The sequence below is a fragment of the Proteus sp. NMG38-2 genome, assembly GCF_020640995.1.
GTDB lineage: Bacteria > Pseudomonadota > Gammaproteobacteria > Enterobacterales > Enterobacteriaceae > Proteus.
In genome coordinates this window covers 2826676-2841281 of the sequence record NZ_CP085481.1, presented here as the reverse complement: position 1 = coordinate 2841281, position 14606 = coordinate 2826676, and the positions used below count along the sequence as shown (strand labels likewise).

General features: G+C 36.1%; 16 protein-coding genes and 1 tRNA gene. 5 read left to right on the top strand and 12 right to left on the bottom strand.

From position 1 onward, the window contains the following. Positions 1-321 precede the first annotated feature (321 nt). Positions 322-1125, bottom strand: coding sequence for a sulfite exporter TauE/SafE family protein (locus LG402_RS13610; protein ID WP_227335750.1), 804 nt, complete (start codon positions 1123-1125; stop codon positions 322-324). 104 nt (positions 1126-1229) lie between these two features. On the opposite strand from LG402_RS13610, the gene LG402_RS13605 reads away from it, so the two are divergent. The 3 genes from LG402_RS13605 (at position 1230) to LG402_RS13595 (ending at position 3610) form a co-directional block, all read left to right on the top strand. Beyond that, complete coding sequence (locus LG402_RS13605) at positions 1230-2006, top strand: AraC family transcriptional regulator (protein ID WP_166540757.1); 777 nt, start codon at positions 1230-1232, stop codon at positions 2004-2006. Positions 2007-2201: 195 nt separating this feature from the next. Beyond that, positions 2202-2276, top strand: a tRNA-Arg gene (locus LG402_RS13600). A gap of 164 nt (positions 2277-2440) precedes the next feature. Beyond that, positions 2441-3610 carry a tyrosine-type recombinase/integrase gene (locus LG402_RS13595; RefSeq protein ID WP_227335749.1) on the top strand — a complete coding sequence of 390 codons (1170 nt, stop codon included), beginning with the start codon at positions 2441-2443 and terminating at the stop codon, positions 3608-3610. A 55-nt stretch (positions 3611-3665) separates the two neighbouring features. On the opposite strand, the gene LG402_RS13590 is transcribed toward LG402_RS13595, so the two are convergent. From LG402_RS13590 to LG402_RS13540, 11 genes are all read right to left on the bottom strand, one after another. After that, entirely contained in the window at positions 3666-4670 is a 1005-nt protein-coding gene (locus tag LG402_RS13590) for a Shedu immune nuclease family protein (protein WP_227335748.1), read from the bottom strand. A 1-nt stretch (position 4671) separates the two neighbouring features. Further along, positions 4672-5001, bottom strand: coding sequence for a WYL domain-containing protein (locus tag LG402_RS13585; RefSeq protein ID WP_227335747.1), 330 nt, complete (start codon positions 4999-5001; stop codon positions 4672-4674). 560 nt (positions 5002-5561) lie between these two features. Then, positions 5562-5717 (bottom strand): hypothetical protein, encoded by a 156-nt coding sequence (locus LG402_RS13580; RefSeq protein WP_227335746.1) that lies wholly within the window; start codon positions 5715-5717, stop codon positions 5562-5564. Continuing rightward, a complete protein-coding gene (locus tag LG402_RS13575; RefSeq protein ID WP_227336967.1) occupies positions 5707-5925 on the bottom strand; it encodes an ogr/Delta-like zinc finger family protein in 219 nt (72 codons plus the stop codon). The genes LG402_RS13580 and LG402_RS13575 overlap by 11 nt, the downstream gene beginning before the upstream one ends. A 295-nt stretch (positions 5926-6220) precedes the next feature. Beyond that, the gene (locus LG402_RS13570; RefSeq protein WP_227335745.1) at positions 6221-8923 is read right to left on the bottom strand and encodes a DUF927 domain-containing protein; all 2703 of its coding nucleotides are present in this window, start codon (positions 8921-8923) and stop codon (positions 6221-6223) included. Next, entirely contained in the window at positions 8920-9150 is a 231-nt protein-coding gene (locus LG402_RS13565) for a hypothetical protein (protein ID WP_064505810.1), read from the bottom strand. The genes LG402_RS13570 and LG402_RS13565 overlap by 4 nt, the downstream gene beginning before the upstream one ends. Beyond that, on the bottom strand, positions 9150-9629 hold the full coding sequence (locus LG402_RS13560) for a host cell division inhibitor Icd-like protein (protein WP_227336966.1): 480 nt from the start codon (positions 9627-9629) through the stop codon (positions 9150-9152). The genes LG402_RS13565 and LG402_RS13560 overlap by 1 nt, the downstream gene beginning before the upstream one ends. An 88-nt stretch (positions 9630-9717) precedes the next feature. Next, positions 9718-10251 carry a GPO family capsid scaffolding protein gene (locus LG402_RS13555; protein WP_198622587.1) on the bottom strand — a complete coding sequence of 178 codons (534 nt, stop codon included), beginning with the start codon at positions 10249-10251 and terminating at the stop codon, positions 9718-9720. Continuing rightward, positions 10248-11264, bottom strand: coding sequence for a P2 family phage major capsid protein (locus LG402_RS13550; protein WP_227335744.1), 1017 nt, complete (start codon positions 11262-11264; stop codon positions 10248-10250). Before LG402_RS13550 ends, LG402_RS13555 begins: the two co-directional genes overlap by 4 nt. 17 nt (positions 11265-11281) lie before the next feature. Beyond that, on the bottom strand, positions 11282-12142 hold the full coding sequence (locus LG402_RS13545) for a hypothetical protein (RefSeq protein WP_227335743.1): 861 nt from the start codon (positions 12140-12142) through the stop codon (positions 11282-11284). Next, positions 12135-12365 carry an AlpA family transcriptional regulator gene (locus tag LG402_RS13540; protein ID WP_227335742.1) on the bottom strand — a complete coding sequence of 77 codons (231 nt, stop codon included), beginning with the start codon at positions 12363-12365 and terminating at the stop codon, positions 12135-12137. Before LG402_RS13540 ends, LG402_RS13545 begins: the two co-directional genes overlap by 8 nt. A 1081-nt stretch (positions 12366-13446) precedes the next feature. Between LG402_RS13540 and LG402_RS13535 the strand changes: the two genes are divergently transcribed. Both LG402_RS13535 and LG402_RS13530 read left to right on the top strand, forming a co-directional pair. Then, the gene (locus LG402_RS13535; protein ID WP_109407287.1) at positions 13447-14004 is read left to right on the top strand and encodes a fused DSP-PTPase phosphatase/NAD kinase-like protein; all 558 of its coding nucleotides are present in this window, start codon (positions 13447-13449) and stop codon (positions 14002-14004) included. Positions 14005-14111: 107 nt separating this feature from the next. Further along, a complete protein-coding gene (locus LG402_RS13530) occupies positions 14112-14360 on the top strand; it encodes a GDCCVxC domain-containing (seleno)protein (RefSeq protein WP_227335741.1) in 249 nt (82 codons plus the stop codon). Positions 14361-14606 lie beyond the last annotated feature (246 nt).

Here is a 14606-nt window from a genome sequence, read left to right as displayed (position 1 = left end):
AGAGATGATATTTTGTGCAGAAAATGCTCAGTGAAACGTAATCAAACTGATACTAAAAATGAGACAATCTATAAATTATTATTCATTATGTTTAAATATTAATTAATAAAGCTAATAGTTATGGGGCTGTATATTGATTGTCAAAAAGAGCTGTTTTTTGTTTTATACATCTTAATAATATTAACGCCAAGTAAATATGCGTAGGAAAAGGTTTAAAGCAAATGTTAAAAATAAAGTGGCTCATTAAATATTGAAAGCCACTTTGTTTGCGTGTTGTCAAAATTGTTTTTCTGTTTATCTTTTTTATATAAAAGAAAGGATTTAAAACAACATAACGATTAAGACAAGGCTCAGTAATAAGGGATAAACTCTTGCATGCCATTTATCGGGAATACGAGATAAAAAGCGCTCAGAGATCTTTAACCCTATCCATGTGCTACAAATCAGAATAAAGGCTGCCTTTAGCCAAATATAACCAATAAAGCCAGATTCACTATTTAAAGGTGATGCAAAGGAAAGTGTGACATAAGTGAATGTTGCAGTGAGAGCTAAAGGTAAGGTTAAGGCATTTGCCATTGCTGCAGATTGTGCCATTGGTGTACCTCTACGACGTAATAGAGGAACTGTCATTACACTTCCGCCAACCCCTAAAAAAGCGGCAATAATACCAATCACTGTGCCATTAATGCTTTCTTGTGCTTTGGTCACCTTTTTTGCGTTGTGAGTCGGTGCCATAAAACCAGGGCGAAAATAGCAATCTAAAATAGTGACAAAGAGATAACCAATAAAGATCCATTTGATCCAAGTACCTTCAACTGTTAATGCGAGAAGGGCACCAAAGATCCCCCCAAACGCAATCCCAATAAAAAGGATGAACATGATATGCCAATCAAGCCTTTTTGCCTTATGGTGTTTAATGGTTGTGACTGTTGCAGAAAACAACATAATTAATGCAGAGGTGGCAACTGCGATTTGCATAGCATGTTCGGCAGGTAAACTGTCTATTCCCCAGAGCGTCAGAATAAGTGTATAGAGTAAGGGAACCGTGACAAAACCACCGCCAAAGCCAAATAGCCATGTTGTGATGCCCGAAATTAAACCAAAAGAAATCAGCCAGAGTGTCATTTCAAATCTCCTGTTGAGTCAGGAGATTAACAATATAGAATAAAACGATGGCTTACCCACGCGATATTGACAAGTTTATATGAATTTAGGACAATTTTAATATTATGCGTAATATCGATATTAACAGTGTGGATCATCTTCCTCGTGATATTTTAGCATTAGGCTCTGATTATCCTTATGACACATTACTTGAAGCACATCATCATCGGCGAGCCCAATTTTTATATGCACCCAATGGCGTAATGAAAGTCAAAACAGAAGATGGCCAATGGATTGTATTACCTTACAGTGGTGTGTGGATCCCAGCTGAAAAAACACATCAAGTATTAATGTTGGGTAGCAGCACTTATAGTCTCTATATTGAGCCGAATAAAGTACCTCGTTATTCGGAATATTGTGAGGTTTTACACGTTTCGCCTTTGCTTCATCAGCTATTACTTTGTGCAAATCAACTTCCTTTACTTTATGATTTAGGTGGGAGAGATAGCGCTTTATTAACGTTACTTTGTCATGAACTAGCTGAGGCCAAACCATTACCTTATTTTACTCCTTTGCCCCAACATGCTTTATTAGATGGGTTGTGTACTGAATTTATGTCACAACCGAATATTCGTACTACGCCAGAAATGTGGGCTGAAAAGTTAAATAAGAGTCTACGCACTTTTACGCGTTTATTTCATAAGGAAACAGGGCTTTCTTTTCGAGAATGGCGTCAAAAAGCATGTTTAATGTATGCATTAACGGCGTTAAAGAAAGGTCATTCAGTTACCGAAATTGCTTTAGAATTAGGGTATGAGAATCCGAGTGCCTTTAGTGCAATGTTTAATAAAGAGATGGGATACTCACCGAAATTATTTTTGAAGCAATTGAAAGAATTTTAGTAAAACTGTTATATATAAGAATAAACACAATCATTGATGATGGTATTTATTATTCCTTTTTTAAGGTAAATTTCACTGTTCAAAAAAGAAACAAAAAAATTCCTTCCAATATCAGTGCGTTAAAACTTGATTAATAGAGAGTGAGGGAGGTAAAATACAGTCCATCCATTAGTCATACATTACCTCGTTACGTACGTTCCCTTAGTTAAATGGATATAACAAGCCCCTCCTAAGGGCTAGTTACAGGTTCGATTCCTGTAGGGAACGCCATCTATACATATCATAATGTTCAGTAATGTCTAAAATAATAATTTAAACAATAAGTTATTTAAAAATAGTGTTCAGTAATGTTCTAAGATGTTTACTGGAATCCAGCCACTAATGTGTATAAAATTGAGTGTACTTCTAGGTTCAATGGAAAAACTATACACATTATGCCATTAACAGATATTCAAATCCGCAAAGCTAACCCCAAAGAAAAGCCGTATACATTGAATGATGGTAACGGATTATCTCTATTGGTTGAACCTAATGGCTCTAAGGGATGGCGTTTTCGTTATCGTTTTGCGGGCAAACCTAAAATGATTTCGTTGGGCGTATATGGGCAAGTCACACTAGCAGAAGCAAGAAAGAAACGTGATGAAGCTAAAAAGCAGTTAGCTGAGAATATTAATCCGAGTGATGCCCGTAAATCAGAAAAGATAGCATTAAGGTACGCAACAGAAAATACGTTTTATGCGGTAGCAATGGAGTGGCATAGCTCTAAATGCTCCACATGGAGTGATGGTTATGCAAGCGAGATATTGCGTTGTTTTGAAAATGATATTTTTCCCTATATAGGAAAGAGACCTATCGACCAAATTGCTCCCTTAGAATTATTAGCTGTTCTTCAAAAAATTGAGAAAAGAGGTGCATTAGAACAAGCAAATAAAATCCGTAGGCGCTGTGGTGAGGTTTTTCGTTATGCGGTCATAACGGGTAGGGTAAAATATAATCCTGCACCTGATTTAGCGGGGGCAATGAATAAGCCTGAAACTAAACACTTCCCATTTTTACGTGAAGATGAGATCCCTGATTTTGTTAAAGCGTTAAATAACTATCAAGGCAGTAAAATAACAAAGTATGCCACCCAGCTGTTAATGCTGACAGGTGTTAGGACTGTTGAATTGAGACTAGCTGAATGGTCAGAATTTGATTTTGATAATGCTATTTGGGAAATACCCAAAGAGAGAATGAAAAAGCGCCGTCCTCATTTAGTACCATTATCCCCACAAGTTATTGCGATACTCAATGAGCTAAAAGTAATTACAGGATATTACCCATTATTATTTCCTGGTCGAAATGATGTAAGAAAACCAATCAGCGAAGCGAGTATTAATAAAGTTATTGAAAAAATAGGTTATAAAGGCAGATTAACAGGGCATGGTTTTCGCCATATGATGAGTACAATTTTACATGAAAAAGGTTTTGATAGTGCATGGATAGAATTACAGCTTGCTCATGTTGATAAAAATTCCATCCGTGGAATTTATAATCATGCTTTGTATTTTGAATCCCGTAAAATAATGTTGCAATTTTATACAACTTTTTTATTAAATGAGTAATTAATAATATTTTCGCTACCTAACAAATAAAATAATAAATTTTTAACTTTTACGGTTATAATATATCGGTAATAGAAGCTTCAAGAGCCTCCGCATTTTGAACAATAAACTTAGCTCTTTCAAAAAGCTCGTCATAAAATAATATATTAATGCTTTTTAGGTTTCTTCTATACAATTCCAGTGTTTTCTTTTTAATAACTTTTTCTCTATCATTTCCTGTAATAGATGAAGCGTTTCCAATTACTAAAATACACTCTGGATCACAAGTTCGTTCTAAAATAAGTGTACCTTTTGAAGTATAGTTTTCTTTTTGACCTTCAATCTCCCAATTTGCTTTTTGAGCTAGAATTTGGCTAACTGCATCGGTTAATTCGTTTGATAATCGCCAAGAATCTGAACGATTTTTTCTATTAGAGAATAAAGCTGTTTCTGGAGTTTTTAACTCAACAAGTTTAGTATATCGAGTATCAGATAAAAGAAAATCAGCAATTACATCGTTAGACCCATTTAAGTCAGTGTGTGATATATGAGCTTCTCTTTGTAAAATTTTTAAAAACTGATAATTTAATCCATAGCCAAAAATCCAATTATTTTTTTCAAAAAAATGTTGCCAGTCAGCTTCTGTATAATCTCTACTATTATTTAATTTACATTCAAACTCGTTAATTGCATCTTTCCGGCCTAAAATAGTATTAATATCTGAACCTGTTAATCTATTATTAATAATATGTTGCAGTGCAAGAATTAAAGAAGTGCTATCCGAATGCTCCAAAACTCTCATAATCTCCTCATGATTATTTTGTATTTCAACAAAACGCCCTGTAATGGAAGATTCTGAGTCACGTATAACACTATACTGAGATAAATAGTTATATAGGTTTTGTAAATGGCTTAATTGTAATTGACAAGTAAAGTGTGATGATCCTGTAGTTAAAGAATAGGCGTAGATATTAGCTCTGAGCTCTGATGCTCCCATTGGAGCATCGTTTAAACCTGAAAGATTTAACGTTAATTGATAAACACCATCATTACCAATATCATAAGAATGATTAATACTCATTCTATACCTTAGCAATTACATTATCATAACCAGGCCAAACTGGATTATATTTGCTATCAATTTCGAACGGGCTATCACTTTCTATAATCTTAACATTTACAATTTCTTCGATATTAAACATTCTAAATTCTGGAAAGTTAGGTTCACTATCCGTTACTCCATCAACCTGCACTAAATGAACTTTTGTGGATTCATTACCATCCTTAGTTCTCATAATAAAAATAGCATGTGGATTTCCAACTCTCTCTCCAGGTGTTTTTCCTGGCTTATTATATTCAAATGAAATTGATTTGCGGTCTGAAATTGCTCTTCTTAAAAGTTGTAATGACATATAAACCCCTTTTTAATATAAACCAAGTAGTGTTACCTTACTTATAATTCCTGTTAGTTAAAAGGGATTCTCCGACAAGAAAATAAAAATCTCATGATTAACTTTAGTTTTGTGACAAAACTCAAATATTGTATTTGAAAAAATAAAATTTCAAGCCAACTCATCATTTTTTTCACAAAAGTTTAATCCCTTTTTATGTAAAGTAAATCACGCTAAATAAAATAAATTGGCACGTAAAATGCACTACACCGCACCCGCCTGCACAATTTGGATCTTAAAATTATTTCAGTTTGAATTTTTTACAAAACATATCGTGAGAGCGCATGGTGACTGGGTTCTTTGCGTCAGCATCAAACTGAAATGATTGAAAAGGATTTCAGGTTATTTCAGTTTGACGAAAAAAAGAGAGAAGCAAGTAGATTTGTAATGCCATGAAAATAAAAGAGTTTTCATACTTTACGTGAGAATTATTTTTAATGTAAACCTCGCATGAAAAACTGAAATGCCCAATTCATGCGGGTTCACAGAAAATTCAAACTGAAATCGAATGAAAAAATAAATCAGGAGTGGGGCGGTAACAATGAATGTTTTACTCGCTCTGATACGAGAGCCTGAATAATTTTTATTGCATCTTCAGCACTAAATCCAGATAAATTAATCACCATTGAATTTTGGTTTACTTCGACAGAAATAGACGGTGTTGTTTTAAATAACATGACTATTTTCTCCTTGTTCAATGGAAGGACGAGATTGCGTTAATTTACTGGGAGTAATCACATGTGAAAAAGTAACATCTAAAACAAACGTCATTCCACACTCTAGGTTATTACAAGAACAATATAATTCAGGGCCATTATTTTCGCCTTTCATTTTAATGTAATGGATCTTCGCTTTTGTGGAGCATTCAGGGCAGAGGACTTTCATTACTTTCACGTTATTCTCCTTATCGGGCGTTATGCCTACCAGAAAAAAGCCAATTAAATACATCTCTTGCTATTTTGATGGGTAACACGGGTAACATGGGTTACAGTGTTGAATATAAAGAAATTATTCTGTTACCTAATTAAAAAATAAAAGGGTAACAAGGGTAACAAATCGGGTATGTTACCCATTGTTACCCATAAAAAAGTTAAATGGGTAACAACTAAAACCCTTTAAAATCAATCTTGTAACCCAAGTTACCCTTGTTACATTAAAAAGATAAGAGGGTCAGTTTTTCTTACTCTATTTCGGAACAACCTAAAACTTCGCTATTAAAGATATAAACCCGTTTAACGCCTATTTCTGGCAGGCGAATACTGGTCTGTGGTTTGCCGTCTTTACCCGTTTCAAGCCACCCTTTTTCAACACACAAACGCACCACTTTACGGGCATCAAATCCTTTACAGATTTCTTTCCATGCAGTGGGTAATACATAAAAGATGATACTGCTTTCACCGTTACCCGTGTCTTTCTCAACACGCCTAAAGCCCATCATGCTTGCAGGTCGGCTGTATTCATCGTACCAATCCGCAAAACGGCTAAATTGGTGTCGAGAAATAAAATCACTGACTTGTTCTAATGCGGTCATATCTTCCTGATTTGCCGTGTGCCCGCGTTCTTTCATCCATGCAGATAAGCATTTCTTTGCCGATATAAACGCTTCGCCTTCTTTCCAGCCTGTAATACCTGCACGCGTGGCCATTTCTCCCGCCATAGCGACTAACGCAAAGCGTGTAATAGCGCGCCCCACTTGATTCCCTGCATTTTCAGGCATCAATTTTGTGGTGTATTCTTTCAATAAGGCTTTAGCGGTATTTGACACATCAGATAAATTGTTAGTGATGTACTTGAGCCAGTCGCGAAAGGGTGTTCCGTGATAACGCGTGACCGCATGTTCAAGGTATTCGGCAATCGCTTTACCGCTAGCAAAGTGGTGTAGGTCTTCAAAAACACCGTATTTACCAGAGTCACTCGGAATTTGTATCATTCGCACTTCAACCCCTGCATAAGTGCGTTCGCCTGCGTTTGAGGCGTGCTCAACAAGTGAGAGTTCCCCTGTTGATAGGAATAAGAGATTCCAACGGTTAGTCTCACGGACACTACCGTCTGTTTTGGCGCGGGCTTTTCCTTGTCCGTTTGCCAGCATATAAGCAATGTTACCCGCTTCGCGCCCGTCTACTTCCCTGATTTCATCTAACATCAACGTGGCGTCATTACGACGGCAAGCCGTTCCTTCAAGGGCATTGCCCGTAGCGCGCCATGTATACCAATAATCCGTACCGCCACACACTGACGATGCCACTTTCATGGTGGTTGTTTTACCGTCTGTGGATTCACCTTTTAAGTGATAACCGCCACCGCCGACACTGACTAACCGTAATAAGGGGGAAGCAAAGGCAAGGCTCACCGAAAAGGCAAGACGGGCATTACCCACACAATATTTGCCGATATGTTCACGCCATTGTTCGCTTGTACCTGAGACTCTAAAGTCTTTACCTTGGACACTGGACGTTTGTAAAATCACCGAATCCGCCCCGTTGCCGACCACTTCATCTTGTAGAACGTACACATTGCCATGCCAACCCGTTTTATTTACACAGGTGACTTTTCTTTCTGGACGACAAAGGGAGATATACTCCATTAAATGGGCGCGCGCCTGTCCTGAGATATTGATATAAGATAATCCATTCACCAAAAGTACACGGCGTAACTCTTCACCACTTCCGCTTAACATTTCCATGGGCATTGCCCATTTACGGCAATTACCGTAAGTGTCTTCCCATTCCAATAAGCGCCCGTAGTTACTCCCATCCGCATCACACGTAATCGCGGTGACTTTTATTGGACTGCTGATTTTGATGTTTCTGACTTCGATATCACCGTCTGACTTGGTGATTTGTTTATCAAACCACAGATATTCTTGCGTGAGACGGAAACCTTGTGGTAATCGGGTACGGTCTTTGCCGTAATACGTCATTTCTTCAAAGAAAGCATCTTTGAGTTTTTCAAGGCTATTTTCTTGTCGGAAATCATCCCAATCGGCTTTATAGTGCGTTGGTGGTAATGTTACCCATCCGTCAACCGCTTTACCTGCACGCTCCGCCCACATTTTGCCCGTGTTGTCTTTACCATCCACAAAGTCATTATCCCCTGCGATAATTATCTTCGTTTCAGGGTATTGCGCTCGTAGCTGTTGAGCAACTTTCACTAAGTTAGTCGCGGAAACACTTGCTACAATGAGCGCATCAAGGCATTTTAAGAGACTTAATCCCGTGGCAAAGCCTTCTGTAATAACAATTTGTTCTAAAGGCTTCTTCTCTGGCTGGCGAACAACAATAAAAGAGCCTGAAAGGGTTGAGCCTGATAACAGACTTTTTTCACCGTTTAGGCTAATCAGTTGCCCACCTTTAATCACCGAATCGGTATCAACCAACGGAAGCAATAAAGAGCCTACTGGAAAGCTAAACTCACCCTGTGTATACTGTTGGCGAGTTATTAAGCATTGATGGTTGGCTAACCCTTTATTGATTAAATACTGGCTTTTGCCCAAAGAACAAAAGGCTTTTATTTTTTCATAATGTTCAATGCCTTTCTTAGCGCTAACTTTCTTCACTGGGGTTGGCGCTATTTCTTTAAATGCGGGTAATAAAATAATTTTATTCACTTCCTGACACGCCGTTTTCGTCTCTTTTCCTGTTACCAATTTAACTAAATCTAACCCGTCACCGTGCCCACATTGATTACAAAACCATGTGCCTTTACCGTTCTTATCATCAAAACGAAATCGGTCTTTACCGCCACATTTAGGACATGCACCATGTTTATGATTATCAGGTACGGTAATACCGAGATTCGCTAGGATATAGAGCCAGCGTCCTTGTGACGCATTCACAATGTCGGTGACAGAGGGTGTTTCTGCTGAAAAATGAGTCTGAGTCATGACTTGATCTCCTCATTCATTAAACTGCTTTCTTGAATAATGGATTCCATTTGCTCAGAAAGGCATTCCATCAGTGCAGTCATACCCTCACAAGAAACTAGCTCGCTTCCTGTCATACTATGACTAATGAGTAAATCGGAGATAAAAGCAGTCGCTTGAGCGGTGCGTATAAGCGTTCTTTCACCTTCTTGAGATAACACGACATTACGATTAATAATGTGTTTCATTATGCATTTCCTCCTGTGCGCAGAGGAATTTGACCCGCAAATGATAAAACATAATCACGAGAGAGAGACAAACGAGCATCATGTTCATTAGATGCAGTTACTTCAAGACGACAAGGTTTAGCCGAGGTATCCGCGCGTTTAACGCTCAAAAAGAGGAATTTGATTTGAGTAGGGGTAGGGATAGCCATCATGATGATGATCTCCAGTAACTTAGTTAAGGAGTCACCGCGAGAGTTTCCACGCTCAGTAAGGGCGGTGACGTTATCAGGGGTGGAAATACTGGAGTTACTGGAATCCAGCCAGTCCGAGGACTGCCCTAACAACGCCACCATAGAATCTGTATAGGCGTAATTCGCCATAAGGTAGGCATTGATATGGACACAAAAAAAGACGCTAGGCGCGTCATGTGTCGCCAGTAACTGATTCAGGTTTCCACGCCTGACGTTAGATTTTGCTAACGCATCAGCAATATAGCCCATCCATTTAAAGGTATGCAACACTTTTATTATCCTTAAAAAAGTTGAATAGGAAATGAAATGAAAAGCCCAGCTGAAACTGGGCATCGCATTAACCCGCAGAGATAGCGGAAAACCAGAGGTTTTTGGCTTGCTTCAAGCCTTTATCTAAATGAAAAACGGAAGGTGAACTTAAACTCAACTTACGTTTTCTTCGGGAAAAATGAGCCCGATTGATACTAAATTGAAGCCTATCCGTTCCTACACTGGCGGGGCTATCCGTGACGGCAAGTCCACCTAAATAAAATATCCCTTTACCTTGAAAATCTTCTTCTACTTCGATGGAGCAAAATAGCTTTTGTCCTTGTGCGTTGTAGCTCAGTAACTTTCCATTCGGTCTTAAACGAACGTAGAGCTTTGTTTCACCGTCAACGGTATCCACTTTGGCATCGAGCACTTCGCCTAAGTTATCCAAATTGCGGTTATGCTCTTCCCAAATTAATGCGGTGTAATAACTGGGGTCGTAATACTCGGCAATATCCGTTAGCCACTGTGCCTCAATTTCTCGCTTATCCATACTTGTAAGCCCTGCCGTTGCGACACATATCCAACTGGTTGTTAACTGAGATGTATTTTTATCACTCATAAGGAATAGACTCCTTCCTCAATCTCAATGGCACTTTCATCAATCGCAGCATACAAATTGATATCACCTAAGCCATAACCCTCGTTACGTAAATAGCTATGCTCATAGGCTGAACGGTCATCAACAAACTCCGCTCTAAAGCGACGGCTTCCTGTTTGTGTGTAGATATGCAAATTATCAAGGCGAGTAACCACAATGCGTCGCCCAGGCATAAAGGGAGGAACAATAGCAAGACGACCTGCAACGGTACTGAGCATTTTTTGACTGGCATTTAAATCCGATGGGCTGTTAGCGCCATTAAATAAGGATGTGCGATACATGCCTGCTAATTCAGCGCCCACAAGTACCACTAAACGCGGGTCTTCGCGGTATTCTTCGGGAATTTTTTGCATAATGAGGTAATTCACCAACGCATCTAAATTAGGAAATTTTCCATCCTTACCTAAGGTAATTTTGTCAGTAATAATTTGAGCACCATCATTCGTGGTTTTGGCGATTTCATGCCAACCGATATTGACATCTTGGCCTTTAGGGAATTTTTGCGGATTGGTCGGATAGTTACAAAAGTGACCATTAAAGCCAATACGTAACATATCTAAAGCAACCGCTTTTGACATATAGTCGGACATGGATTTATTGATATGGTCATCATCTCCACTGCCACTATTGCAAATTAAAGATAATTGTTGATACGTGAGCGAACAGCAGGTATCCACTTCTTCTAGCGCAAAAGGTGTTCCTGCAAAGGCGACATTTTTATAGAAACGGCTTTCAACTTCTCGCCCCGTATGCAGTGAATTATCCCCTAAATTAACGGTATCCCCTTTAACTTCATCAACATCAGCAAGCGTTAATTGATTAATTAACCAATTAGAATCCATTAATGCCACACGAATTAAATTCGTTGACGGTTCTGATAATGAAAAATAACGACGCGCTGAAGATAAATACTTTACTCCACGGGTAAAATTCTCGTGGAAAACCCTTGCGCCTTGAGGTGCAATATAAGACATAATTAATTTCCTTATTATTAAATAAATGATTTAGTCATTAAGTATTTTTTATCGTGAACTTCTTTCTCTTGAGCTAGAATATAATTCACATAATCTTCTGCACTCAAAATAGATTTTATAATCCAATCTGTCTTACTGTAATAATATTGATATAACTCTACACCTCGTTGGTGCTCCCACATTCGCAATTTGTATCTATCATTAGAAGGTGTGCAAGAATTAAGAATATGTAAGATGTTTTTATTCAGTTTTTCAAAAGATAATTCAATATATTTATAAGCATCTTTAAATTCCCAACAAGTATTATTTCTTAAATATGAATTAAATTTATGGCTTTTGTATTCTTCATTTGGGATACAGTTAAGCTGTTTTTTATTAATTTCCTTTACATTCTCAATTGATTGAATAATGAAACGTAATAATCCAAACACACCATTAAAGTTAGTCAGCGTTTCTTTTGCATCATTAAGTCTTTCTTTACAGTGACTAACGTCGGCAATAATATCTTCTTTCCAAGCCCGTACCGACATGGCATTTTTAGGTTTTGTAAGCCCACCTTCTTCGGCTCTTTCTTTTATATTTTTAGCTAAATCATAATTCTTTGATAATTCAGTAACGATTTCTTCATTTCGTTTTGAAATAGCTTTCCCTCGTTCAATTAATGCAATAACTTCTTCCATTGAAGGATCAATGTTATCTAACGTTAACCCCGTAAGCTTTTGCAATTGTATTAATTGATTTTTAATTTGAGTAAACTTAAATAATTCAATGACACGAATAATAAAACCATTATCTTCATGTGTTTCATTAAATGGAATAGATTTGTAATTTACAATGGCGTGTAAGTTTTCATCTTTATAAAAAGTAAGTTTATTCATTATTTCCTTCTTCTTTCATTAGTTTATTATTAATCCATTCATGTATATCAGACTCAAGCCAAGCAATAGCTCGCTCACCTATTTGTATTTTTTGTGGGAATTCCTTTGTTTTCATTTGAAAATAAATTGAAGAACGAGATAAGCCTGTTAATAACATAACATCTGGCATCCTTATTAGCCGACTTTTTTTAGGGCGAAGGCTACCCTCAGATAATAAGCTCATAGCTTTTCCTTGATATAAATTTAGACGTTATTGTATTTTGTTGAATATTATTAAATCTCATTGAATGAGGTGATGTTTACATATAATTCCTAAATGGTAAACCCATCAAAAATATTGTTCAGTGGCTTTTTTACGAATAAAAAAATTGCTAAAGATACAAATAGCACTATATAGCACCTAATAGTGTTAACCTTAGTTAACCGTTGTTTATTTATGCTAATTAATATGCATATTTATTTTTTGTAAATAAATGTAAAAAATCATGTATTAAATTATAACTTTTAAAAATCAAGTCAGACATTACTAAATTTTATTAAGCACTATTGCATCTCTTTGGATAAAACAATATTTGCATATAACTACCTAAGGGTAAAGTAGCTAAAAATATAACTAAATCATCTGTTTCTGCATAAAGAAAATGATGATTTCACGAATAAGACTGAATAAAACCGAATACTACTGAATTAAAATAATAATCGGATATTTATGTGTGTTATGTGAATAAAATAAATTTGTAAAAAAATGTAAATTTAATAGTTGTACCATTTTATGGTTTTCCTAATACTAATTTAGACATCTTTGCTACTCTTTAGATGTTACAGCATCTTACGGGATGAACCAATTTTTGCATGGAAGTTAAAAAGGGTAAAGCGGTACAAAATATAATATATGTAACTTATATGTATTTATTATTCTTAGTTTTGTTTGTTATCTTATTCTTTATACTTTTTCCACTAACTACTACTAACTACCACTAGTCCTCACTATATTTTTTATATTGTAAATAAATGTAAATATTAGTGGTGGTGTGTAGTTGGTAATAATATGAATATATACACGATGTTAAAAAATAATCGAATAGTTATGTGTATAGTTTTATGTATAGATATATTTTTTGTATTGTAAATTATGTTTTTATTCATGATGTTATTCATATAATTCGATTCCTGTAGGGAACGCCATCTATTGCCCATTCGGTCATTTTAGAAATTATTCTTAGAGCCACGCTTATCAATTCAGGCTATTATCGCTATTGTTTTACTTCCTCATTCAATAACCAACAATAAATTTAGGTTTTTATATGGATATAAAATCAACTAATGATATTCGCTATTTAAAATTTTTATTTATTGTTTGTTTTTTTCTGCTGGTGGGATGTAATTCAAGGCCAACTGATATTCTTGTGCCGCCTGAAAACTTTTACCAAGTTTCAGAAAAAGTTTATCGTTCAGGGCAACCAACGCCGGGTGAGATGAAATGGTTGGAAACCCAAGGCATAAAGACGATTATTAATTTACGTGAATATCATAGTGATAGTGATGATGTAAAGAACACGCAACTAGAAGCTTTTCAAGTAAAAATGAACGCAGGTAGAATAACGGATGAGGATATTATTGCGGTATTGCGCAAAATAAAAAGTACGTCTGGGCCAGTATTGGTGCATTGTTGGCATGGTAGTGATCGTACAGGAACTATCATAGCAATGTATCGATTAATCTTCGAAAATTGGACAAAAGAGCAAGCAATTACTGAATTAAGAAAAAAAGAGTATGGCTATCATGAGCTTTTTTTCCCTAATATTGTTCAGTATTTAGAAGAAGTGGATATTTCAGCAATAAAACAACAAGTATTCGATTAATAAGTGATGGATAAATAAACAATTTATTGATTTTATATGCTATTGAAAAATAAAAAGAGCGTATTCTAAACAACAAGATGATGTTTATAAATTTATGTGGAAATAAAATGTCAAATAATCAGATTAACTTGATGTCAGAAATCACTTGCCCGCATTGTCATACGAAAAAAATGGAAACAATGCCAACGGATGCTTGCCAATGGTTTTATGAATGCACACATTGTCATGCTTTATTAAAACCCCTTGAAGGAGACTGTTGTGTATTTTGTTCTTATGGAACAGTACCTTGCCCACCTATTCAAGAAGCCAAATTATCTGGGGAAACATCATGTTGTTGCCAACATGAGAGCAAATAATTATTTATCTATAACAGTTAAATAAAACAGTTTTATATTCAAAGGTAAATTAAACATCAATTAATTTATTGGTTTGATTTTAAAAATATATTCTTGTTTAAAAAATAAATTACTGCTAGATTTTGTTTAGTCTATTTATAAGGTTTATTTTTATGTCATATTTTACAACCTCTCCAGCAATTATTATTACCATCACTTAGTGGTGGGGATTGGTTGTATTAAGAACCCGCCAGATAAGCGGGTTTT

Coding starts and splice junctions, on each gene's coding strand:
- LG402_RS13610 (WP_227335750.1), bottom strand. CDS start 1,125: ATGACACTCTGGCTGATTTCTTTTGGTTTAATTTCGGGCATCACAACA.
- LG402_RS13605 (WP_166540757.1), top strand. CDS start 1,230: ATGCGTAATATCGATATTAACAGTGTGGATCATCTTCCTCGTGATATT.
- LG402_RS13595 (WP_227335749.1), top strand. CDS start 2,441: ATGCCATTAACAGATATTCAAATCCGCAAAGCTAACCCCAAAGAAAAG.
- LG402_RS13590 (WP_227335748.1), bottom strand. CDS start 4,670: ATGAGTATTAATCATTCTTATGATATTGGTAATGATGGTGTTTATCAA.
- LG402_RS13585 (WP_227335747.1), bottom strand. CDS start 5,001: ATGTCATTACAACTTTTAAGAAGAGCAATTTCAGACCGCAAATCAATT.
- LG402_RS13580 (WP_227335746.1), bottom strand. CDS start 5,717: ATGTTATTTAAAACAACACCGTCTATTTCTGTCGAAGTAAACCAAAAT.
- LG402_RS13575 (WP_227336967.1), bottom strand. CDS start 5,925: ATGAAAGTCCTCTGCCCTGAATGCTCCACAAAAGCGAAGATCCATTAC.
- LG402_RS13570 (WP_227335745.1), bottom strand. CDS start 8,923: ATGACTCAGACTCATTTTTCAGCAGAAACACCCTCTGTCACCGACATT.
- LG402_RS13565 (WP_064505810.1), bottom strand. CDS start 9,150: ATGAAACACATTATTAATCGTAATGTCGTGTTATCTCAAGAAGGTGAA.
- LG402_RS13560 (WP_227336966.1), bottom strand. CDS start 9,629: ATGGGCTATATTGCTGATGCGTTAGCAAAATCTAACGTCAGGCGTGGA.
- LG402_RS13555 (WP_198622587.1), bottom strand. CDS start 10,251: ATGAGTGATAAAAATACATCTCAGTTAACAACCAGTTGGATATGTGTC.
- LG402_RS13550 (WP_227335744.1), bottom strand. CDS start 11,264: ATGTCTTATATTGCACCTCAAGGCGCAAGGGTTTTCCACGAGAATTTT.
- LG402_RS13545 (WP_227335743.1), bottom strand. CDS start 12,142: ATGAATAAACTTACTTTTTATAAAGATGAAAACTTACACGCCATTGTA.
- LG402_RS13540 (WP_227335742.1), bottom strand. CDS start 12,365: ATGAGCTTATTATCTGAGGGTAGCCTTCGCCCTAAAAAAAGTCGGCTA.
- LG402_RS13535 (WP_109407287.1), top strand. CDS start 13,447: ATGGATATAAAATCAACTAATGATATTCGCTATTTAAAATTTTTATTT.
- LG402_RS13530 (WP_227335741.1), top strand. CDS start 14,112: ATGTCAAATAATCAGATTAACTTGATGTCAGAAATCACTTGCCCGCAT.